This is a genomic window from Micromonospora sp. NPDC051196, from assembly GCF_040682415.1.
GTDB lineage: Bacteria > Actinomycetota > Actinomycetes > Mycobacteriales > Micromonosporaceae > Micromonospora.
Map to the genome: position 1 here is coordinate 324,846 of NZ_JBFBAY010000002.1, position 21,670 is coordinate 346,515.

Here is a 21,670-nt window from a genome sequence, read left to right on the forward strand (position 1 = left end):
GTGATTGTGCTGGCTGGTGCGGTCGACGGTTCGGACGGTTGTTTGCCCGACCTGGCCGACGGTTCAGACCGGAGTGACGCCGTGCCGGCGCCGGGAGAAGTGGCGATCCTTGCTGCGGGCTGCGGTGAACCGGCGGACCAGTTCGGCGCGCAGTTCGTGCGGCTCGACGATCGTGTCGATCACCAGTTCGCTGGCCAGCCGGACGATGTCGATGTCCTGCTCGTACTCGGCGCGCTTGGCGGCGACGAAGGCGGCCCGCTCGGCCTCGTCCTCGATCGCGGCGATCTTGTTCGCGTACACCGCGTTGACCGCGGCCTCCGCGCCCATCACCGCGATCTTCGCGGTGGGCAGCGCGATGGTGGCGTCCGGCTCGAAGCCCGGCCCGGCCATGGCATAAAGACCCGCACCGTACGCCTTGCGGACCACCACGCAGATCTTGGGTACGGTCGCCTCGGAGATCGCGGTGATCATCTTCGCGCCGTGCCGGATGATGCCCTGCTTCTCCACCGCGCTGCCGACCATGAAGCCGGGCACGTCGGACAGGAACAGCAGCGGCACGTTGAACGCGTCGCAGAGCTGCACGAACCGGGTCGCCTTGTCCGCCGAGTCGACGAAGAGCACCCCGCCCTTGAACATCGAGTTGTTGCCGACCACGCCGACGACCTCGCCGTTCAGCCGACCGAACCCGATGGTCAACTCCTTGGCCCAGAGCGCCTGGATCTCGAAGAAGGAACCCTCGTCGAGCAGGCCCTTGACGTACCGTCGCATGTCGAACGCCTGCCGCTCGCTCGCCGGCACCAGCGCGGCCAGGTCCGCCTTGGCGGGCGCCTCGACCGCCTCGGCGGTCGGCGGCTGCTGGGTCCAGTTCGCCGGCAGGTACGACAGGTAGCGCTTGACCACGTCGAGCGCCTCGGCCTCGGACTTGCAGAGGAAGTGGCCGACGCCCGACTCGGCACAATGCACCTTGGCCCCACCCATCGCCTCCAGGGTGGTCTTCTCACCGGTGACCATCTCGACCATCCGGTCGGAGCCGAGGTACATGCTGGCGTTGCCGTCCACCATGGCCACCACGTCGCAGAACGCCGGGATGTACGCGCCACCGGCCGCGCTCGGCCCGAACAGCGCGCAGACCTGGGGAATCGAGCCGGAGGCGCGTACCTGATTCCAGAAGATCTTGCCGGCGCCACGGCGGCCGGGGAACAGCTCGACCTGGTCGGTGATCCGGGCCCCGGCCGAGTCGACCAGGTAGACCATCGGCACACCGGTGTCGTACGCCCGCTCGATGACCCGGATGATCTTCTCGACGGTACGCGCACCCCAGCTGCCGGCCTTGACGGTGGAATCGTTGGCCATCAGGCAGACCTGACGACCGTCGACGGTGGCGGTGCCGGTCACCACCCCGTCGGCGGGCAGCCCGTCGGCGAGCGCGTTGGCATAGAGCCCGTCCTCGACGAACGATCCCTCGTCGACCAGCAGCGCGACCCGCTCCCGCGCGAACAGCTTCCCCTTGGCAGCGTTCGCCGCATGGTACTTCTCCGCACCACCGGCCCGAACCCGCTTGCCGAGCTGCTCCAGCGCCCCACCGTCAACCGTCACCACGGCTCCCAACCCGATCGGCCTGAACGATCGTTAATCTACCCCACCCCACCCACCCCCCACCACGCCCCGCGCCCACCCCGCCTTCGCGATCTTGCACTTTCGGTCGCCGCATATCACCTCAAAGGCCACGTTCACGCGACACAAAGTGCATGATCGCGGGCGCAGTGGGGGTGGGGTGGGGTGGGGTTAGGGGAGGGGGGTTTTGTGGGTGCGGGGGCCGGCGCGGAGGACGCCGGAGGGGAGGCGGCGGGCGGTTAGTTCCTCGGCCAGCCTGGCGGCGTCGATCAGGGCTTCGAGGTCGATGCCGGTGTCGATGCCCATGTCGTGCAGCATGTGCACCGCCTCCTCGGTCGCCAGGTTTCCGCTGGCGCCCGGGGCGTACGGGCAGCCGCCGAGACCGCCGACGCTGGCGTCGAACTCGGTCACCCCGAACTCCAGCGCGGTCAACAGGTTCGCCAGTGCGGTGCCCCGGGTGTTGTGGAAGTGCAGCAGCACCGGGATGTCCGCGTTGCGGTCGCGTACGGCGGTGAGCAGGTCACGGACCCGTCGGGGCGTACCCATGCCGGTGGTGTCGCCGAAGGCCACGCGGTCGGCGCCGTCGCGGACCACCCGGTCCACGATGGCCGCGACCCGGGCCGGGTCGATGTCCCCCTCGTACGGGCAGCCGAAGCTGGTCGCGATGATCACTTCGGCCCGCGCGCCGGCGCTGTGCAGCAGGTCGATCAGTTCGGCGATGTCGTCCAGCGACTCGTCGGTGCCGCGGTTGACGTTGCGCCGATTGTGCGTGTCGCTGGCCGAGACGACGACTTCGATCTCGGTGAACCCGGCGGCCAGGGCACGCTGGGCACCTCGCGTGTTCGGCACCAGCGCCGAATAGCGGACCCCGTCAACCTTCGTCGCCTGTCGCCACACCTCGTCGGCGTCGGCCATCTGCGGGATCGCCTTGGGGTGCACGAACGACACCGCCTCGATCCGCCGTACGCCGGTGCGGGAGAGAGCGTCGAGCAGCCGCACCTTCGCCTCGGTCGGAATCGGCTCCTCGTTCTGGAGCCCGTCGCGCGGCCCGACCTCCCGGATGGACACGAACTCCGGCAGTTCCCTCATCCCGGCCACCTCACTGTGCACCTCAACCTCTCCTCTTCCTCTCCTCAGCATGGCACCCCACCCGCCTGCCCTCGTTGATCAAGAAGTTTGCGTCTGGGAGCCGCCCGGATCAGACGCGAACTTCTTGATCAACCGGGCAGAGCGGGGTCAGCGCATGCGGGTGATCAGGGCGGTGTCGTAGGTGCCGGAGGTGAACTCCTGGTTGTCCAGGAGTTCGGTGAAGAAGGGAAGGTTGTTCTTGGGGCCGGCCAGGGCGAAATCGGCTACGGCGGTGCGGGCACGGGCGAGCGCCTCGGTGCGGGTGGCGCCGTACACGATGAGCTTGGCCATCAGGCTGTCGTAGAACGGGGTGACCGTGTTGCCCTCGACGTAGCCGGAGTCGACGCGTACCCCCTCGCCGGTGGGCTCCACCCAGGTCTTGATCACCCCAGGGCCGGGCAGGAACCGCTTCGGGTCCTCGGCGTTGATCCGCAACTCGATGGCGTGGCCGCGTGGGCTGAGCGCGTCCGGGTCGAAGGAGGGCGCCAGGCCTGCGGCCACCCGCAGTTGCTCCTCGACCAGGTCCAGGCCGTAGACCAGCTCGGTCACCGGGTGCTCCACCTGGAGCCGGGTGTTCATCTCCAGGAAGAAGAACTCGTCGGCGCCCGGGACGAGCAGACATTCCACCGTGCCCGCGTTGCGGTAGTTGACCGCCTCGCCGGCCCGTACCGCCGCAGCGAGCAGACGGGCCCGCAGTTCCGGCGACACCGCCGGGGAGGGCGACTCCTCGACCAGCTTCTGGTTGCGGCGCTGCACCGAGCACTCCCGCTCGCCGAGGGCCACCACCCGGCCGTCGGCCAGCCCGAGGATCTGCACCTCGACGTGCCGCACGCGGGGGAAGTAACGCTCGATCAGCACCGACCCGTCGCCGAACATCCGCTCCGCGAACGCGCGCACCTTGTCGTACTCGGTGCGCAGCGCGCTCTCGTCGGAGGCCACACCCATGCCCATACCGCCACCTCCGGCGGCGGCCTTCACCATGACCGGATAGCCGATCTCGTCCGCAGCCGCGAGCGCCGCCGTCAGGTCGGCCGCCGGCTCGGTGGTGCCGGGGGCCACCGGAACCTCGGCGGCGGCCATCAGGTTCCGCGCGTTGATCTTGTCGCCCATCGCGCTGATCGCGTCCGCCCCCGGTCCGACCCAGATCAGGCCGGCGGCCTCGACCGTACGGGCGAAGTCGGCGTTCTCCGACAGGAAGCCGTAGCCGGGGTGGATGGCCTGCGCACCGGTCGACTCGGCGGCGGCGAGGATCGCCTCGGTGTTGCGGTAGCTCTGCGCCGGGTTGGCCGGCCCGACGCAGACCGCCTCGTCGGCCTCGCGCACGAACGGCAGATCGGCGTCGGCCTCCGAGTGCACCGCGATCGCGCGTACGCCGAGCCGCCTCGCGGTACGGATGATCCGGCGGGCGATCTCGCCCCGGTTGGCGACCAGCAACGACTCGATCATGGGTCCTCCGAGCGTCCAGATGGTGGGACCGCATGCTAGGCAGGCGCACCGCCACGGAGCAAGGAAGGGCCCCCTCAACGCCTCCGGTAGAGCAAGGGCTCCTTATTGACACTGCTGAACAGCTGGCCGCGCCGCAGATGCCGGCGGAGAGTGAACCTCAGGCTGGTTCGGTGGGAGCGAGGAGGGCGGCGAGGGTGGCGGCGCGCAGCAGCTCGGCGCGGCGGCGACGATCGACCTCACCGCCGAGGAACGGGGTGGAGTTCATCAGGCCGAACGCGGCGTGGGCCAGCACCCGCGCCTCCCCGTCGGGCAACCCGGCATGCAGGGCGGTCAACACCGTGACCCACTCCTCCACGTAGAGCCGCTGAAGGCGACGGATCCGCCGTCGGGGTTCCTCGGGCAGCCGGTCCAGCTCGTGCAGGTGCAACGCGATGACAGCGGGATTGGCCAATGCGAAGTCGACGTGGAAGTCGATCAACGACTCCAGTACGGCGCGCGGTTCACCCGGGTGGGCGGCGGCGCGCTGTCGACCGCCGTCGAGCAACCCTTCGCTCACCGGCACCAGCGCGGCGACCAGCATCGCCTCCTTGCCGGCGAAGTGGTGGTAGAGAGCAGGGCCGGTCACCCCGGCCGCCGCGCCGATGTCGTCCATCGACACGCCGTGGTAGCCGCGCGAGGCGAAAAGCCCCACCGCGATCTCCAGGATCTCGTCCTTGCGGGACCGGCGCCGCCCCGTCCCCGTGGCCCCGCTGTTCGCGCCGCGGGCCCGCTGCTCCACCGTCACCGGGCAAGCGTAGACCCAGGCTGATGACGGGGGGCAGGCTCGGTTACCCGCCAGTCCGCCTGCCGGGAACGCCAGCCCGACAGCGCTCCCGAAAACCTCCCGGGGTGGCAGGCCGCACCCGCCCAGAGGGACAAATCGACCCCAGCGGTCACGCCCGTTGGTGCAGCCCGGACAGCCGCAGGGCGACCCGGCGGCGTACCGGCGGCAGCGTCGAAACCAGGCGCAGCAGTGCGTCCCGAGCCGGTCGGGCAGGCGGCGGCACCACGGCGAGCCGGGTCAGCCGGTCGGCGAAGCCGGCCACCTCGTCGGCGAGTGGACGGCGCCGGGCGGCGTACTCGTCGAGCAGGCTGTCGGGACCGCCGGCCAGCACCTCGGCGAGGGTTTCCCCGAGGTCGACCGCGTCACAGATGCCGAGATTCATACCCTGACCACCGGCGGGGCTGTGGACGTGACCGGCATCACCGGCGAGCAGGATCGGCCCGGCGCGGAACGTCTCGGCGATCCGACGGTGCTGTCGGAAGCGCGAGGACCACAGAACCTCGTGAACCCGGTCGGGCCGGGCGGCGGGGCCGCGTTGGTCGAGGATCCGTTGCAGGTACGCGGCGTCGGGCTCGGCCGGCGGGTCGGTCACCGTGGCGACCAGGCGCACCTGTTCGTCGGGGAGCGGCACCCAGACCAGTGGCCCGCCCCGGGCGAGGAAGATCGACGCCCCCTCGCGGGGCAACGTGCTGTCCATGAGCACGTCGGCCAGCACGAACGATTCCGCGTCGGCTTGTCCGGTGAAGGGGATGCCGACCGCCGTGCGTACGGTGCTGTGGATTCCGTCGGCCGCGATCACCCACCGGGTCCGCACGGTTGCAGCGTCGAACCGCGCCACCGCGCCGGCAGCGTCGTGATCCAGGCCGGTCAGCCGGTACGGGCGCAGCACCTCACCGCCCACCTCGGCGAGTTGCTCGGCGAGCACCTGCTCGGTGACCGACTGGGACACCGTCAGCGCGTACCGATGCCGGCTCGGCAATCCATCGAACGGCACCGCCGAGCTACGCAGTTGGCTGGCCCCACCATCCAGCGCTATCTGAAGGGCGACATCCCCATCGATCGATCATGAAGTCGCCGAGCAGCCCGCCCGGCAACTTCATGATCGATCTCCCGGGTCAGGTCGGGTTCGGGCCCTTCACCACGGGGGCGCGGACCAGGTTGCCCCATTCGGTCCAGGAGCCGTCGTAGTTGCGGACCTGCGGGTAGCCGAGCAGGTGGCGCAGCACGAACCAGGTGTGGCTGGAACGCTCCCCGATCCGGCAGTACGCGATCACGTCGTCGTCGGGGCTCAGCCCGAGCTGGTCGGCGTAGATGGCGCGCAGCTCCTCGGCCGGCTTGAAGGTGCCGTCGTCGTTGGCGGCGGACTTCCACGGCTTGCTCACCGCGCCCGGGATGTGCCCACCGCGCAGCGCACCCTCCTGCGGGTAGTCCGGCATGTGCAGCATCTCGCCGGTGTACTCACCCGGTGAACGCACGTCCACCAGCGGGCGACCCGCCGCGACGTGCGTCGCCACCTCCTCGCGGAACGCCCGCACCGGCGCATCGTCGCGCTGCGGCACCGGGTACTGCGCCCGCGGCCGGTTCGGCTTGTCGCGGGTCAACTCCCGCCCCTCGGCGATCCACTTCTGCCGCCCGCCGTCGAGCAGGCGCACGTCGGCGTGGCCGAAAAGCGTGAAAACCCAGAGGGCGTACGCGGCCCACCAGTTGTAATTGTCGCCGTAGAAGACGACGGTGTCATCACGGCCGATGCCCTTGGCGGCACAGAGTTCGGCGAACCGTTCGGCATCCAGATAGTCGCGGGTCACCTGGTCGTTCAACTCCAGGTGCCAGTCGACCTTTACCGCACCGGGAATGTGCCCGGTGTCGTAGAGCAGTACGTCCTCGTCGGACTCGACGACGACGAGCCCCTGATCGTGCAGGTGCTCGGCCAGCCACTCGGTGGTGACCAGCCGCTGCGGGTCGGCGTAGGACTGGAGTCGGGGATCGGGATCACTCGGCACAGGCATGATCCCCAAGGTACCCAGTTGCGGGCTGCCGGGTGGCACGCTCCGGTGACGGGACAGCGCGACGAGGCCCTCAGGAATATCGTCTGCAACAACCCTGGCCGTTCACTTGGAAGGTTTCGCTGTGACTGTTGGTCGTCGCTGGCTGTCACGAACCGTGGCCGCCACGTTGCTAGTTCTTGCCGGTACGGCTCTCCCCGCTGGTCCCGCCGCTGCGGTTGACCCGGAACCGAAATTCGCTTTCGATCTGACCAGCACGACGGCTCCGCTGGGAGTCGATAAGAAGAGGATCCATCTGAGATTCACCAACCTGACGACTGACGAAACCCCGACCGCGTGGCAGTTCAATCTCGGCCCCAACAACTTGGAACCGTTCCAGGACGCCTCCATCCAGTGGCCAGGGAGGGGTACTGCCATCGGCGAGTGCGACGGTGAGCCCGACCGTTTCTACTGCTTCCTCGCTGCATCCGTGTATCCGGAGTTCACGCCGGGACCCGGCGAGACGGTCGAGATTCCGCTTGACCTGCACGTCCGCAAGAAGGACGAGCCGTTTGAGGCCACGGTCAACGTCATCGTGCACGCGTACTGGGGGAACGTGCGGTCGCCCGACGTCAGAAAGACGTTCCCGATCAAGATCGTCGACGAGGCCGAGGCTGACCTGTCGGTGCTCGCCCCGGACGTGAAGCAGTCCGTGCGGGTAGCGGCGGACGGCAAGCTCGAAGCGACCGGTCCGCTGAACCCGGGCGAGACGGCCGCCGTGCGCTACCGGATCGTCAACCAGGGCCGAAAGGCGGTCAGCGGGGTCAAAGTCACCCTGGGCCTGCCCGAGGGCGTCACCTTCACCGAGCCGCCCAAGGAGTGTGCGGTCGAAGAGGACGGACGCTCGGCGGTCTGCACCTACGACAGCCTGGCCCTCGTACCGGTCGCCGAGGACACCGACCCCAAGGACGACATCCACTCCGCGGTCGAGTTGCACAATCTGGTGACTGTGCCGGCCGACACCAAGGCCCCCGTCACGTTGCAGGGCGGCACCGTGCAGGTCGAGGGCCTGACCGAGGAGGTCGTCGCCAAGTCCGACCGGGTGCGTACCAAGCTGCCGGCGAACGCGGTAGCCGTACCGGCGGCGGATGTGGATGCCAGCGACAACCAGGACGGTTTCTCCGTCGTGGTCGCCGCCCCCCGCAGCGGTGGGGACGACGGCGGCAACGGAGGCGGGGGCGAGCTGCCGATCACCGGATCGCAGACCACGCTGATCGCCGGAATCGGCGTCGTCCTACTGGCCGGTGGCGGCCTCATGCTGCTGCTCGCCCGACGCCGCAACCGCCTGCCGCACGCGTAACGGCTGAGGCACCCACCCGCTTGACCAGGAAGTCGTCGTGCTGACGGCTTCCTGGTCAGCGAGGCGACTCTGGTGAAAGTGGGCCGAGTACGGGACGTTTGGCGGTCAGGGTGTCGCCGGACGAGCGGCCGGTGATGCGTCGCTTGACCCAGGGAGCCAGGTGCTGTCCGGCCCAGCGCAGGTCGGCCGCGCGGGCGGACAACCAGGGCGTCGGCTGCGGGTACGGCGGTACCAGCAACCATTCCTCGTCGCAGCCGACGCCGAGAGCGCTGAGCACCTGGCCGGCGACCCGACGGTGACCGGCCGGAGACAGGTGCAGCCGGTCGGTGCTCCACAGCATCGGGTTCAGGTAGGTGTCGTCGGCGTACAGGTCGACCAGGATCGCGCCGTGCCGCTGCGCGGTCTCGCCGACCGCGCGGTTGAGCAGCGCGACCCGGGGTGCGATGAACCGCTGGCCGGGCAGCCGGGCCATCACGTCGGCGAACCGGAACAGCACCACGTCGGCGCCGTCAGCGCGCAGTCGGCTTACCACCTGGTCGAAGCGATCGACCAGGGCGTCCGGGTCGAAGGTCCGGCGCAGCACGTCGTTACCGCCGGCGGCGAAACTGATCAGGTCGGGCTTCATCGCCAGTGCCATGGGTACCTGCTCGGCCACCACGTTCGGGAAGGTGCGACCCCGGATGGCCAGGTTGGCGTACTGGAAATCGGGGCCGGCCTCGGCGGCGAGCCGGGTGGCGACCAGATCAGCCCAGCCCCGGAAGCTGCCGTCCGGGTACGGGTCGTCCAGGCCTTCGGTGAAGCTGTCCCCGACCGCGACGTAACTGCGCCAGCGCACCACTGCTCCTTCATCAGAGGAGTTTCGGAGGTGTAAGGAAGGGCCCCTAGTTAACGCCTGCGGTATAGGAAGGGCCCCTTCTTAACGTCGCAGAGTCTGGCACCAGGCAGGCATCCCCGGCTGCCCCTGAGGCCGGATCGTGGCGGAGGTCATCGCCTGCCGATTCGAGTACGCTCGCTGCTCGTGACGGTGGAGCTTGCCATGATCCCCATCTCGGCCGGGCTGGTGACGCTGTCGGATCGGCGTACTCAGCGGCGCTGGTCGGTGCGGCTCCAGCCGTACGACATCGCCGCGGTCCCGATCACCCAGGAGCAGTACGCACAGGTCACCGGCGAACGCCCCAGCGCGGCAGCCGGCGATCGGCTTCCCGTGGAGAGCGTCTCCTGGTGGGACGCGATCCGCTTCTGCAACGCGCTGTCCCAGCGGGAGGGCCTGACACCGGCGTACCGGCTCGACGGCGAGCGAATCGACTGGGACGTCGACGCCGACGGATACCGGCTGCCGACCGAGGCCGAGTGGGAGTACGCCTGCCGCGCCGGCACGACCGGACCGCGTTACGGGCCGTTGGACGAGATCGCCTGGTATCGCGGCAACTCGGCCGAGCGGATCCACGAGGTGGCGGGCAAACAGCCCAATGCCTGGGGCCTGTACGACATGTTGGGCAACGTGTGGAACTGGTGCTGGGACGTCTACGACGCCGAGGTCTACGGCAGCTACCGGGTGCTGCGCGGCGGGGGTTGGTTCGACGAGCAGTGGAGTTGCCGCGCCTCCGTACGCCGTCGCAGCCATCCGACGTTCACCGTCGACGATGTCGGTTTTCGCGTCGCGCGCTCTGCATGATCGACGGATAGCACTGCGGCTCGGGCACGAATAGTGTTTCCAGCCACACTGTCCGCTCACCCGAAGGATTCCGCTGTGGCCTCAGGTAATCGTCGGTGGCTGTCGCGAACAGCCGCCGCCACGCTTCTCCTGCTCACCGGTCTGGCCGTCCCCGCCGCTCCCGCCTCGGCGGTCGAGCCGGAAGCGAAATTCGCCTTCGAGCTGTCCAGCACGACGATTGCGCTGGGGTCGTTGGAGAAGAGGATCTACCTGAGGTTGACCAACCTGACCGACGAGGCCCCGGGTGCGATCTCCTTCTCCGTCGGCGGCTTCGGACCGGAGTGGTTCTTCACCAGTGGGGGCGGGTTCAGGGCCACCGTGGAGTGGGCGCGCGGCTCCGGCCTTTGCGACGGGGACTGGGGGGCCTGGGGGTGTGACATCAATTCGGTCGATGACCCTCACCTCATTCCGGCCCCCGGCGGGACCGTCGAAATTCCCCTCCTCATTACCGTCAGCACAAATACGAAGGAGCCTTTCGAAGGCGAGTTCGGTGTCTCGGCCGGCATGTCCTGGGATGACCACAGGCCCGTCGAGACCAGGAAGCGGTTCACGCTCAACGTGGTCGACAACTCCGAAGCCGACCTGTCGGTGAAGGCACCGGACGTGACTCAGTCGGTGCCCGTCGATCCGGGCCCGCTCGAACCTCATGGACCGTTGAACCCCGGGGAGGCGGGCGGGTTGGGATACCTGGTCGCCAACCACGGCCGAAAGGCGGTCAGCGGCCTCAAGGTCACGATCCGCCTGCCCGAGGGCGTGACGTTCAATCAGCCGGAGGAAGCATGTGTGATCGGCAGTGACGGACGGACGGCGGTCTGCACCTACGACCGCCTTGCGCTCGTACCAGCGGAGGAGGAGAACCACAATGAGGATCTTTACTCCGCTGTCGAGTTGGGCATGGTGATAGATGTACCGGCCGACACCAAGGCGCCTGTCACGTTGAAGGGCGGCATGGTCCAGGTCGAAGGATTGACCGAGCGGGCGGAAGCCCGCTCCGCTGCCAAGCGGACCCGACTGCCGGCGAACGCGGTCGCCGTACCGGCAGCCGATGTGGACGTCAGCGACAACCAGGACGGTTTCGCCGTCGTGGTCGCCGCATTCCCCAAGGACGACGGCGGCGGGGGTGGGGGTGGTTTGCCGGTCACCGGTCCACCGGCCGGGCTGATCACCGGTGTCGGTCTCGCCATGCTGGCGGTTGGCGGCATCCTGCTGCTCCTGGCTCGACGCCGCACCCGACTGCCGCACGCTTAGCAGCACAACCATGCTGTCACCCGGTGGCTCCGAACAGGAACCACCGGGTGACACGTCGTCTGTGGCGATCACTGCCTGCGGCTCGCCGCCGCGCCCCGACCGGCCCGGCCCGATCCCCGGCGCACCGGGCCGGGTTGAGCGAGCCACCTGACCACCGCTGGTGCGCAATGCGTTCGCCGACACCGGCCCTGCGGTCGTACGCTGCGGCAATGCTGTTGCGGATGTCCACCACGCTGCTCCGGACCCTGCGCGAGGACCCGGCCGACGCCGAGGTGCCGAGCCATCGGCTGCTGCTGCGCGCCGGCTACCTGCGGCGGCCCGCACCGGGCGGCTACACCTGGCTGCCGTTGGGCAAGCTGGTCCTGGATCGGGTCACCGAGATCGTCCGGGCCGAGATGACCGCGATCGGCGGCCAGGAGGTGCACTTCCCGGCGCTGCTGCCGGCCGAGCCGTACCGCACCAGCGGGCGGTGGACGGAGTACGGCGACGACATCTTCACCCTGGCCGACCGGCGCGGCGCCGAGCACCTGCTCGCGCCCACCCACGAGGAGCTGGCCGCGTTGCTGGTGAAGGACCTGTTCAGCTCGTACCGGGATCTTCCGGTGACGCTGTTCCAGATCCAGACCAAGTTCCGCGACGAGGCCCGCCCCCGCGCCGGGCTGCTGCGTGGCCGCGAGTTCCTGATGAAGGACGCGTACTCCTTCGACCTGGACGACGACGGGCTACGGACGGCGTACGGCCGGCACCGCGAGGCGTACCAGAAGATCTTCGACCGGCTCGGCCTGGACTACACGGTGGTGCACGCCGTGTCGGGGGCGATGGGCGGTTCCGCATCGGAGGAGTTCCTGGCCGCCGCGCCGGTCGGCGAGGACACCTATGTCGGCTGCACCGGCTGTGCCTATGCGGCCAACACCGAGGCGGTCACGACCGTCGCCCCGCCGACCGGCGACCCGCACCGGCAGCCGGCCGTCGATGTGCACGACACTCCGGAGACGCCGACCATCTCCGGCCTGGTCGCGCTCGCCAACGACCGGGCGCTCGCCGGTCGGACCGACTGGACCGCCGCCGACACCCTGAAGAACGTGGTGCTGACCGTACGCCGTCCGGGCGCCGACGAGGCGGAACTGCTCGTCGTCGGGGTGCCCGGCGACCGAGAGGTGGACCTGAAGCGGCTGGGTGCCGCGCTGTCGCCGGCCGCCGTGGACATCTTCGACGGCTGGGACACCCGTCCCGAGCTGGTCCGTGGCTACATCGGGCCGCAGGTGCTCGACAAGCTCGGCATCCGGTATCTGGTCGATCCCCGGGTCGTGGCCGGGACGGCCTGGCTGACCGGCGCCAACGAGCCGGGCCGGCACGCCACAAACGTGGTGTGCGGCCGGGACTTCACCCCCGACGGCACGGTCGAGGCCGCCGAGGTGCGCGCCGGTGACCCCTGCCCGGCCTGCGCCGACGGTCGGCTGACCATGCGTCGGGGTATCGAGATCGGACACATCTTCCAACTCGGCCGCCGCTACACCGACGCCTTCGCCGTCGACGTGCTCGGTCCGCAGGGCAAGCCGGTGCGACTCACCATGGGCTGCTACGGCATCGGGGTGTCCCGGGCGGTGGCGGCCATCGCCGAGCAGCATCACGACGAGCGGGGACTGGTCTGGCCGACCTCGGTGGCACCGTGCGACGTACACCTGGTGGCTGCGGGCAAGGGTCCGCAGCTCGACGCGGCGCTCGACCTCGGCGCACGGCTGTCCGCCGCCGGCCTGCGAGTGCTCGTGGACGACCGGGCCGGTGTCTCGGCCGGGGTGAAGTTCACCGACGCCGAGCTGATCGGCATCCCGCGCACCGTCGTGGTCGGACGCCGCCTCGCCGACGGGTACGTCGAGCTACGCGACCGGGCCACCGGCGAGCGCACCGAACTGCCGCTGGCCGACCTGTTCGCCCACCTGGCGCCGCCGGTAGACCGGTGACCCGTGTGCCGGATGGGGTGTAGTCGCCGGAGAACGGGGTACCGCATTTCGATCGGCCGAACGTTGCATGGAGGCTCTCATGTCCGACTACCGCGTCGCTGACGTGATGACCCGACAGGTCATCTACCTGCCGGCGGAAACCACCCTCGACGAGGCGGCCCGGGTGATGAAGGAGGCCGACATCGGTGACGTCGTCGTCACCGACGGCGCCACCCTCGCCGGGCTGCTCACCGACCGCGACATCGTGGTCCGGGCGGTCGCCGCCAACAGCGACCCCACCAGTACGACGATCGGCTCGATCACCACCCGCGAAGTGGTGATGATCGAGCAGAACTGCTCCGCGGGCGACGCGGCGGCACTGATGCGCGAACGGGGCGTACGCCGGGTGCTGGTCTGCGACGCCGAGCGCAAGCTGGTCGGCATCGTCTCCCTCGGCGACCTGGCCGTGCAGTTCGACCCGCAGTCCGCCCTCGGGCAGATCAGTGAGCAAGCCCCCACGCTGTGAGGACGGCACGCCGGTAGCCTGGCGGGATGCCCGAGATGCCGAGCAAGCTGGCCGAGATCGTGGACGAGTTCGCCGCCGCGCCGCGTGACGTGGTGTTGGAGATGCTGCTTGAGTACTCCGACGCGGTGCCGCCGCTGCCTGCCGGTCAGGAGGGCCACGAAGGCATGGAGCAGGTACCGGAGTGCCAGACGCCGTTCTTCCTGCGCGCCGAGTTGACGCCTGAGGGCACGGTACGCACCCTGTTCGACTGTCCGCCGGAGGCACCGACCACTCGGGCGTTCGCCGGCATCCTCGCCGAGGGGCTGGCCGGAGCCAGCCCCGAGCAGGTGCTCGCCGTGCCGGACGACCTGTATCAGCGGATGGGCCTGGCGCAGGCGATCAGCCCGCTGCGGGTGCGCGGCGGCACCGCCATCCTGGGCCGACTCAAGCGGCAGGTGCGGGAACAGATCGCCGAACCGGCGAGTTGACGCCGGTTATGGAGATCGACATCTACGCCGACGTGGTCTGCCCCTGGTGCTGGATCGGCCGGCGGCAACTCGACATGGCCTTGGCCTCGTACGACGGCAAGGTCACCGTCCGGCAGCGGCCCTTCCAGCTCGATCCGACGCCGGTCAGCGAGCCCCGACCGCTGCTGGACGCGCTGGGCGAGAAGTTCGGCGGAGCGGATCGTGTCGGGCAGATGGTCGGCCGGGTCACCGAGATCGGTGCGGGCATCGGGCTGGACTTCCACTTCGAGCGGGCGATCGCGGCCAACACCTTCGACGCGCACCGGCTGATCACCTGGGCCGACGAGCGAGGTCGCGGCGGTGAGACGGTCGAGGCACTGCACCGCGCCCACTTCACCGACGGCGTCGACATCGGGTCAGCCGAGGCGCTCGCCGCCCTCGCCACCGAAGTCGGCCTGGACGGCACCGAAGCCCGCCGCTTCCTCGGCTCCGACGAGGGGGTCACCGAACTCACCGCCGAACTGGCCGCCGCCCGTCAGATCGGGGTGACCAGCGTGCCCACCTTCGTGCTCGCCGGCAAGTACGCGGTCTCCGGCGCCCAGGCGCCGGCCACGCTGCTGGCCGCCCTGGCCGAGGTCGAGCAGCGCGAGGCTGCTGACAACTGAGTGATCGCCCCGATGTTTCACGTGCAACAACATCGAGGAAGATCAGCATCTAGGCCGGCTTGGCCAGGTCCTCCACCACCCGCGCGTTCGGCAGGGCGGCCAGCGCCGCCCCGGGCAGCGCGATCTTGCTGTGCCGTACGCCCGACCCGATGATGACGTACGGCGCGGCCACCACCCGCGCGTCGACCAGGATCGGCCACTGCGCCGGTAGGCCGATCGGCGTGATCCCGCCGTACTCCATGCCGGTCAACTCGACCGCGTCGGCCATCGGCGCGAAGCTGGCCTTGCGTACGTCCAGGGCCCGCCGGGCCACTCCGTTGACGTCGACCCGGGTGGTGGCGAGCACCAGGCAGGCCGCGTAGCGGATCACACCCTCACGCTTGCCGGCGACCACGACACAGTTGGCCGACTCGTCCAGCCCCACTTCGTACGCGGCGCAGAACTCGGCGGTGTCGGCGAGTTCTGCGTCGATCGGTGCGACCAGCACCGAGTCGACCTCCGCCGGAGCGTCGGTCGGCCATGCGGCCAGCGCGGCGGCGACGGGCGCGGCCAGCAGGTCGGGGCGGGTACGGGCGGGCTCGGTCTTCAACGTTCCCATCACAGCTGAGATCGTCGCATCCCCCGCAGGTCACACCGCCGGCAGCCGCCCGAATCACCCGAGCCATCCCGGCTGCAGGACCAGCCGAGCGTCCCTCAGCCGTTGTTGGTGAGGTAGCCGTGCTTGTTCAGCAACGCGCGATCCCGGGCCGCGGCCATCTCCTCCGCCCGCTGGGCCTGGACGCGGCGCGTCTCGACATCCTCAAGGGCATGTCGGACGGCGAGCCGGATCACCCCGTACAGGAAGACGAACCCACAGACGTACAGGATGCTGGTGGCGACGAACGTGAGCATGATCCGACCCTAGGACGGGCCTAACGGGAAAGAGGCTCGCCTTCCCGCCGTTCCCTCGAACGTGTCATCGCACCAGATCAAGAACGGTGATCACGAAGAAGAGTGCGATCACCGCCTCGCTGACTATCCACGCGTGGGTGTCGGCCCAGTTCCTGATCCTGGGCAGCACCGTCGCCGCCCGGCGCCCGAGCAGCAGCAGCGCGAGCAGTGGCAGGGCGAGCAGGATCAAGGTGAGCAGCACGAACGGCAGCAGATGCCACCAGGCCTGATCATGCCGGGCGGCAGCCGCCCCGACCGCGATCATCGTCAGGCCGTCGGTCGGCATGGCCAGAAAGAGCAGCAGACCGATCCGGAACGCGTACCGAGGGCTGGCATGCTGGAGCCGGCCCATCCAGTCAGGCGGACCACGGTGGCGAAGCAGATACACCACGATCGCCAGCACCACGAGCAGCCCGAGGACGAGCCAGTCGATGTTCCGTTCGATACCGCTCCGTCCACCACCGGTCGATAACCTGATCTTGAATAGGCGGATGGCCAGCCAGGCCAGCGTCGTACCGCCACCCACCACGATCGCCGCACCCGCCAGGTAGCCCAGCGACGCGGCCCTGGGCCGGTCGGACGAGGCGAAGAAGACCGCCGCCACCAACTGGGTGCCAGCGACCATGACCACCGCCAGCGGCAGCAGCGTCAGGAAGCTCATCGGCGGCCGATCACGGGATTCGCCAGGCCTCCCCGGCCCCCACTCATCTCGACCTCCCCTTGCCCGTTGGTCATCCGGCATTCCACCTACCGGACCGGCTCATGCCCACCCGAACAGGAAAACTTCCCCCACCCGGACGGGCATAAGGGACGCCCGGGCGGGAAGCCAGGCCGCCGGGCACGATCGGTAGGAGGCGAGATGCGGTACGGCAGAAGCAGCGGGAGGCTGAGCAACCACCCGATCCGTCCTACCCGTCGATGACGTCGCTCGGCGGCCTCGTCCGCCGCCTCCGGCCACCGGTCGACGTACCGCTGGTGCACGATGTCGCCCGTGACGCCGGCGCGGCCGTCACCCGGCTGGCCCGCACGATCGGGCTGAGCAGCCGCCGGGTCTGGTCCCGGCCGGGACGACACCACATCGAGGTGCACGGCGTCTGCCAGGACGGTGGCGACGTCCTCGCCCGCCAGGTCGAAACGGCGCTGCAACGGATGCCTGGCGTGCTCTGGGCCCGGGTCAACGCACCCTCCGGCCGGGTCATCGTCGCCGTCGACACACCCGGGCCGAAGGTACGCGAACTCATCGCCACCATCGCCCGCACCGAACGCACCTGCCCGCACGAGCCGGACCCGGAGATCCCACCGCCGCAACCGCCCGAGGAGGGACCGCGAACCGCCCGTACCCTTGGCGCGCTCGCCTCCGACGCGCTCGGCCTGACCATCTCGGCAGCCACCCGCATCCTGCCCATCACGCCGATTCCCGCCGAGGTCGCCGGCCTGCTCGGCGCCGTCGACCTGCACCCCCGGCTGCACACTCTCGCCGGCCTGGGCGTGCGCAGCGATCCCCGCGCCGACCTGCTGTTCCCGCTCGCCGAAGCGGTGGTGCAGGGTCTCGCCGGTGGCTGGACGGGAATCGTGCTCGACGGGGCGCAACGGGTCGTGCAGTGGGGCGAAGGACTGGCCCAGCTGCGCGCTTGGGAGAAGGCCGAGCCGCGACTCACCGGAGCACCGGACCGGGCCGTCGCCCGTACGCCCGAAGGTGAACGTCCCTGCCCGAAGCCGGACAGCATCGTCGACCGTTACAAGACCCGGATGCTCGGCAGCGGTGCCGCGGCCTTCGCCGCGGCCACGCCGGTGATCGGCGCGAAACGGGCCGCCGCGCTGGGCCTGTCCGCGCTGCCGAAGGCACCGGGCAGCGGCCGTGAAGGGTACGGCGCCCAGCTCGGCCGGATCCTCGCCAAGCGCGGCGTCATCGCCATGGACCGAAGCGTTCTGCGCGAGCTCGACCGGATCGACACCCTGGTGCTGGACACCCGGGTACTCGGCACCGACCGGGGCGTACTGGCCGACCTGGCCCCGCTGCCCGGCGCCGACACATCTCAGGTGGCCGCACGGGCGTTCGCCCTCTTCGAGCCGGACGCTCCACGCGAGGTACGCCGTCTCGACGGATGGCAACTCGGCCCGCTCGAACAGCTCGACGCACACGACCCCGGCGACACCGACGACAGCCGCCGGTTGCGCGAGCGTGGTGGAGACCTGCTCGGCCTCGCCCAGGGTGACACCCTGGCGGCCGTGCTGCGGGTGGAGCCGGAACCCGCGCCGGGCGTCGACAGCCTGCCGGCCGTCGCTCGGCAGGCGGGCCTGCGGCTCATCGTGGCCGGCAGCATTGCGCCGCGACACACCTCCGCTGATGCGCTGCTGCCCGGCGGCGACGAATTGGCCGCATCGATTCGCGTGCTGCAACGCGAAGGCGCGATGGTGATGCTCGTCTCCGGCGACCGGGCGGCGCTCGCCGCAGCGGACTGCGGCCTCGGCGTCGCCGACCCGGAAGCGCTGCCACCCTGGGGTGCCCATCTGCTGATCGGCACCGACCTGCGGGTGGCCGCACTGATCATCGAAGCGGCCGGGGTGGCCCGTCGGATGACCGCACAGAACATGCGCGTCGGCCTGGCCGGCACCGGTCTGGGCGCACTGAGTGCACTGACCGCCGACCGTGCCGCACTTCCCATTCGTACCCTCGCCGCAGTCAACGGCGCCGCGGCACTGGCGTTCGGCCACGGCGTCTGGCGGGCCACTCGGCTGTCCGAGCACACCGAAACACCCGCTCCGGCGATCACCGCCTGGCACCTGATGCCGGTGCCGACCGTCCTCGACCAACTCGACAGCGGGCCTGACGGGTTGACCGACACCGAGGCGGAACGCCGCCAGAGCGCCGGCCCCGGCGAGGTGGCCGGCCCGGGTGGACTGTTCCACGCCTTCGCCGACGAACTGGTCAACCCGCTCACACCGGTACTCATCGCCGGGGCGGCACTGTCCGCCAGCTTCGGCTCCCTGGTCGACGCGGCCCTGGTCGGCGGGGTGGTCGGCGGTTCCGCGCTGGTCGGCGCCGTGCACCAACGCAACACCGAGAAGGCGCTGGCCCAACTGCTGTCCCGCTCGGCGGTCACCGCCCGGGTCCGCCGATCCGGCACCGAACGGGTGGTACCCGCCGACGACCTCGTACCCGGTGACGTGATCGTGCTCGAATCCGGCGATGCCGTACCGGCCGACTGCCGGGTGCTGGACTCCGTCGGGTTGGAGGCCGACGAATCCTCCCTGACCGGCGAATCGCTGCCGGTCAGCAAGACCGACCAGCCGGTGGTCGCCGCAGCCGTCGCCGAACGCCGATCGATGCTCTACGAAGGAACCACCATCGCCGCCGGGCAGGGCACCGCCGTGGTGGTGGCCACCGGCACCGACACCGAAGCCGGACGCAGCCTCGCCCTGGCCCGACAGGCACCACCCGCCAGCGGAGTCGAAGCCCGGCTGGGCAACCTGACCCGCGCCGCGATCCCCCTGGCCGCCGGATCGGCCGTGGCGGTGGTCGGTGCCGGGCTGCTGCGCGGCGTACCCCTGGCCCAGACGGCCGCGACCGCCGCGAACCTGGCCGTGGCCTCGGTGCCCGAGGGACTGCCGTTCCTGGTCAGCGCCGCCCAACTGGCTGCCGCTCGACGGCTGGCCGAGCACGGCGCGCTGGTCCGCAACCCGCGCACCATCGAGGCGCTGGGCCGCGTCGACGTCCTCTGCTTCGACAAGACCGGCACCCTCACCGAGGGGCATCTGCTGCTGGCCGGCGTCGGCGACGCGGACGGTTACGCCTCGACAGAGCAACTCGACGACCGGTTGCGGCGGACCCTCGCGGCAGCGTTGCGTGCCACTCCCGCCGCCGAGGATCCGAAGGAACTGTCCATGCAGACCGACCGCGCGGTGCTACGGGGCGCCCGCGCCGCCGGAGTCCACGAGCAGGACGCAGCGCCGGGCTGGCGGGAATCGGGCGGCCTGCCGTTCGAACCGTCCCGGGGCTACCACGCCAGCGTCGGCGAGACCCAGGGCCGGATGCTGCTGAGTGTGAAGGGCGCGCCCGAGAAGGTGTTGCCCCGTTGTGCCGCCCGCCGCACGGGCGGCCGGGAGGAGCCGCTGGACGACGCAGGCCGGGCCGAACTCCAGCGGCAGCTCGGCGAACGCGCCGGGGCCGGACACCGCATCCTCGCCGTCGCCGAATGCGTCGTCGGCGATTCCGTCATCACCGACGACGACGTGACCGGCCTGACCTTCACCGGGTTCCTGGCCATCGCCGACGGGGTGCGCGCCAGTGCCGCGCCGGCCGTACGCCGCATCCGGCAGGCCGGCGTGCACACCATCATGATCACCGGGGACCATCCGGCGACCGCCGAGGCGATCGCCGCCACCATCAGCGAAGGTGACGCCCAACGTGTCGTCACCGCCACCGACCTCGACGAACTCGACGACGACACCCTCGCCGACCGGCTGGCCGCGACCGACGTGGTGGCCCGGTGCACCCCGACCCACAAGGTCCGGATCATCCAGGCGTTGCAGAAGCGTGGAAGAACCGTGGCGATGACCGGTGACGGCGCCAACGACGCGCCCGCGATCCGGCTCGCCGACGTGGGCATCGCCCTCGGTCAACGCGGCACCCCCGCCGCCCGGGCCGCCGCCGACCTGGTCGTCACCGACGACCGGCTGGAAACCATCATCGCCACCCTGGTCGAAGGCCGTGCGATGTGGTCCTCGGTACGTCACGCGCTGAGCATTCTGGTCGGCGGCAACCTCGGCGAGATCGCGTTCAGCGTGCTGACCGCCGCCGCCACCGGTCAGGCGGCGCTCAACGGACGTCAACTGCTGCTGGTCAACCTGCTCACCGACATGGCACCCGCGATGGCCATCGCCGTCCGACCACCCGCCGCCGAGCACGCCGACGGCATGCTGCGTGAAGGGCCGGACACCTCGCTCGGCCAGACCATGACCAGGGAGATCGGGCTGCGGGCCGCCGCTACCACGCTGGGCGCGACCGCAGGTTGGACGTTGGCCCGTTACACCGGCCGTCGTCGGCGCGCCGGCACCGTCGCCCTGGTCTCCCTGGTCGGTACGCAACTCGGGCAGACCGTGTTGGCCGGCGGCACCAGCCCGACCGTGCTCGCCTCGACCGCCGCGTCGTTCGGCGTACTGGTCGCGGTGGTGCAGACGCCCGGGGTGAGCCAGTTCTTCGGGTGCACCCCGCTCGGGCCCGTCGGTTGGACCATCGCCACCGGTTCCGCCCTCGGCGCCACCTTCGCCAACGGCGCCCTGACCCGCCTGGTGGCCCGGCTGCCGCAGCCCGACGGAACACCCCGCCGTCCACCCGAGCCGGACGGCGGGGCCGAGCCGGTCCACACCAGTTAGCCGGCGAGCTGTCGCCGCACCGAGTCGGTGTCCATCAGGTACCACATGAACTTGAACTTGCCGTCCTCGAGCTGGTAGAAGGCGGTCTCGGCGAACGTCACCGACGCCCCGGAGGGGGTCAGGCCGTTCCACTCCTTGACCGGCGTCCCGGTGTCGATCAGACGGGCGGCGATCCGGTCGCCCTCGACGACGATCTCCTGGATCTCCCAGTGGAGATCCGGCACGGCGTCGACGTGCTTGTAGAACTCGGCCACCATGTCGGCCATCTTGACCGGGGTGCCGTTCATGATGACCTCTTCGTGGGCGAAATCAGCCATGCGCTCGAACTCGCGCTTGTTCGCCAGCTCGACATACCGGAGGTAGAAGTCGCGCAGTTCCTGGGTCGACATACGCGAGTCAGTCGCAACAGAGCTCATGATCATTTTTCCGTTCTCTTGACGCCGATCGGTTGATCCCGATCGACCGTCCGAGT

At 70.1% G+C, this 21,670-nt stretch carries 19 protein-coding genes; 8 read left to right on the forward strand and 11 right to left on the reverse strand.

Annotation, left to right across the window (positions count from 1 at the left end; translation table 11 throughout):
- Positions 1 to 63: 63 nt before the first annotated feature.
- The 6 genes from AB0M35_RS07325 to AB0M35_RS07350 all read right to left on the reverse strand — a co-directional run bounded on the left by AB0M35_RS07325 (position 64) and on the right by AB0M35_RS07350 (position 7,017).
- Positions 64 to 1,596, reverse strand: coding sequence for an acyl-CoA carboxylase subunit beta (locus AB0M35_RS07325; protein WP_363742652.1), 1,533 nt, complete (start codon positions 1,594 to 1,596; stop codon positions 64 to 66).
- A gap of 189 nt (positions 1,597 to 1,785) precedes the next feature.
- Positions 1,786 to 2,694, reverse strand: coding sequence for a hydroxymethylglutaryl-CoA lyase (locus AB0M35_RS07330; RefSeq protein ID WP_363743024.1), 909 nt, complete (start codon positions 2,692 to 2,694; stop codon positions 1,786 to 1,788).
- Positions 2,695 to 2,850: 156 nt separating this feature from the next.
- A complete protein-coding gene (locus AB0M35_RS07335) occupies positions 2,851 to 4,188 on the reverse strand; it encodes a biotin carboxylase N-terminal domain-containing protein (RefSeq protein ID WP_363742654.1) in 1,338 nt (445 codons plus the stop codon).
- A gap of 157 nt (positions 4,189 to 4,345) precedes the next feature.
- The gene (locus AB0M35_RS07340) at positions 4,346 to 4,972 is read right to left on the reverse strand and encodes a TetR/AcrR family transcriptional regulator (RefSeq protein ID WP_363742656.1); all 627 of its coding nucleotides are present in this window, start codon (positions 4,970 to 4,972) and stop codon (positions 4,346 to 4,348) included.
- 148 nt (positions 4,973 to 5,120) lie between these two features.
- Positions 5,121 to 6,005, reverse strand: a complete 885-nt coding sequence (locus AB0M35_RS07345) for an FAD-dependent monooxygenase (protein ID WP_363742658.1) — start codon at positions 6,003 to 6,005, stop codon at positions 5,121 to 5,123.
- 121 nt (positions 6,006 to 6,126) lie between these two features.
- Complete coding sequence (locus tag AB0M35_RS07350) at positions 6,127 to 7,017, reverse strand: sulfurtransferase (protein ID WP_363742660.1); 891 nt, start codon at positions 7,015 to 7,017, stop codon at positions 6,127 to 6,129.
- A gap of 466 nt (positions 7,018 to 7,483) precedes the next feature.
- Here AB0M35_RS07350 and AB0M35_RS07355 point away from each other — a divergent pair, with 466 nt between their 5' ends.
- Positions 7,484 to 8,353 carry an LPXTG cell wall anchor domain-containing protein gene (locus tag AB0M35_RS07355; RefSeq protein WP_363742662.1) on the forward strand — a complete coding sequence of 290 codons (870 nt, stop codon included), beginning with the start codon at positions 7,484 to 7,486 and terminating at the stop codon, positions 8,351 to 8,353.
- Positions 8,354 to 8,408: 55 nt separating this feature from the next.
- Here AB0M35_RS07355 and AB0M35_RS07360 read toward each other — a convergent pair whose 3' ends face one another.
- Positions 8,409 to 9,188: an SGNH/GDSL hydrolase family protein gene (locus AB0M35_RS07360; protein WP_363742664.1), complete on the reverse strand. Its 780-nt coding sequence runs from the start codon at positions 9,186 to 9,188 to the stop codon at positions 8,409 to 8,411.
- A gap of 201 nt (positions 9,189 to 9,389) precedes the next feature.
- Here AB0M35_RS07360 and AB0M35_RS07365 point away from each other — a divergent pair, with 201 nt between their 5' ends.
- From AB0M35_RS07365 to AB0M35_RS07390, 6 genes are all read left to right on the forward strand, one after another.
- Positions 9,390 to 10,028 (forward strand): SUMF1/EgtB/PvdO family nonheme iron enzyme, encoded by a 639-nt coding sequence (locus AB0M35_RS07365; protein WP_363742666.1) that lies wholly within the window; start codon positions 9,390 to 9,392, stop codon positions 10,026 to 10,028.
- 357 nt (positions 10,029 to 10,385) lie between these two features.
- Positions 10,386 to 11,315 (forward strand): hypothetical protein, encoded by a 930-nt coding sequence (locus tag AB0M35_RS07370; protein WP_363742668.1) that lies wholly within the window; start codon positions 10,386 to 10,388, stop codon positions 11,313 to 11,315.
- A 209-nt stretch (positions 11,316 to 11,524) separates the two neighbouring features.
- Positions 11,525 to 13,276 carry a proline--tRNA ligase gene (locus AB0M35_RS07375; RefSeq protein WP_363742670.1) on the forward strand — a complete coding sequence of 584 codons (1,752 nt, stop codon included), beginning with the start codon at positions 11,525 to 11,527 and terminating at the stop codon, positions 13,274 to 13,276.
- A 79-nt stretch (positions 13,277 to 13,355) separates the two neighbouring features.
- Complete coding sequence (locus AB0M35_RS07380; protein ID WP_363742671.1) at positions 13,356 to 13,781, forward strand: CBS domain-containing protein; 426 nt, start codon at positions 13,356 to 13,358, stop codon at positions 13,779 to 13,781.
- A 26-nt stretch (positions 13,782 to 13,807) separates the two neighbouring features.
- Positions 13,808 to 14,248, forward strand: coding sequence for a SufE family protein (locus AB0M35_RS07385; protein WP_363742673.1), 441 nt, complete (start codon positions 13,808 to 13,810; stop codon positions 14,246 to 14,248).
- An 8-nt stretch (positions 14,249 to 14,256) separates the two neighbouring features.
- Positions 14,257 to 14,892, forward strand: coding sequence for a DsbA family oxidoreductase (locus AB0M35_RS07390; protein WP_363742675.1), 636 nt, complete (start codon positions 14,257 to 14,259; stop codon positions 14,890 to 14,892).
- A gap of 49 nt (positions 14,893 to 14,941) precedes the next feature.
- Here AB0M35_RS07390 and AB0M35_RS07395 read toward each other — a convergent pair whose 3' ends face one another.
- The 3 genes from AB0M35_RS07395 to AB0M35_RS07405 all read right to left on the reverse strand — a co-directional run bounded on the left by AB0M35_RS07395 (position 14,942) and on the right by AB0M35_RS07405 (position 16,483).
- The gene (locus AB0M35_RS07395; RefSeq protein WP_363743026.1) at positions 14,942 to 15,490 is read right to left on the reverse strand and encodes a YbaK/EbsC family protein; all 549 of its coding nucleotides are present in this window, start codon (positions 15,488 to 15,490) and stop codon (positions 14,942 to 14,944) included.
- A 95-nt stretch (positions 15,491 to 15,585) separates the two neighbouring features.
- Positions 15,586 to 15,783: a hypothetical protein gene (locus AB0M35_RS07400; RefSeq protein ID WP_363742677.1), complete on the reverse strand. Its 198-nt coding sequence runs from the start codon at positions 15,781 to 15,783 to the stop codon at positions 15,586 to 15,588.
- Positions 15,784 to 15,847: 64 nt separating this feature from the next.
- Positions 15,848 to 16,483: a GAP family protein gene (locus AB0M35_RS07405; RefSeq protein WP_363742679.1), complete on the reverse strand. Its 636-nt coding sequence runs from the start codon at positions 16,481 to 16,483 to the stop codon at positions 15,848 to 15,850.
- Positions 16,484 to 16,740: 257 nt separating this feature from the next.
- Here AB0M35_RS07405 and AB0M35_RS07410 point away from each other — a divergent pair, with 257 nt between their 5' ends.
- The gene (locus AB0M35_RS07410) at positions 16,741 to 21,198 is read left to right on the forward strand and encodes a cation-translocating P-type ATPase (RefSeq protein ID WP_363742682.1); all 4,458 of its coding nucleotides are present in this window, start codon (positions 16,741 to 16,743) and stop codon (positions 21,196 to 21,198) included.
- Here AB0M35_RS07410 and AB0M35_RS07415 read toward each other — a convergent pair.
- A complete protein-coding gene (locus AB0M35_RS07415) occupies positions 21,195 to 21,587 on the reverse strand; it encodes an ester cyclase (protein ID WP_363742684.1) in 393 nt (130 codons plus the stop codon). The genes AB0M35_RS07410 and AB0M35_RS07415 overlap by 4 nt on opposite strands.
- Positions 21,588 to 21,670: the final 83 nt, after the last annotated feature.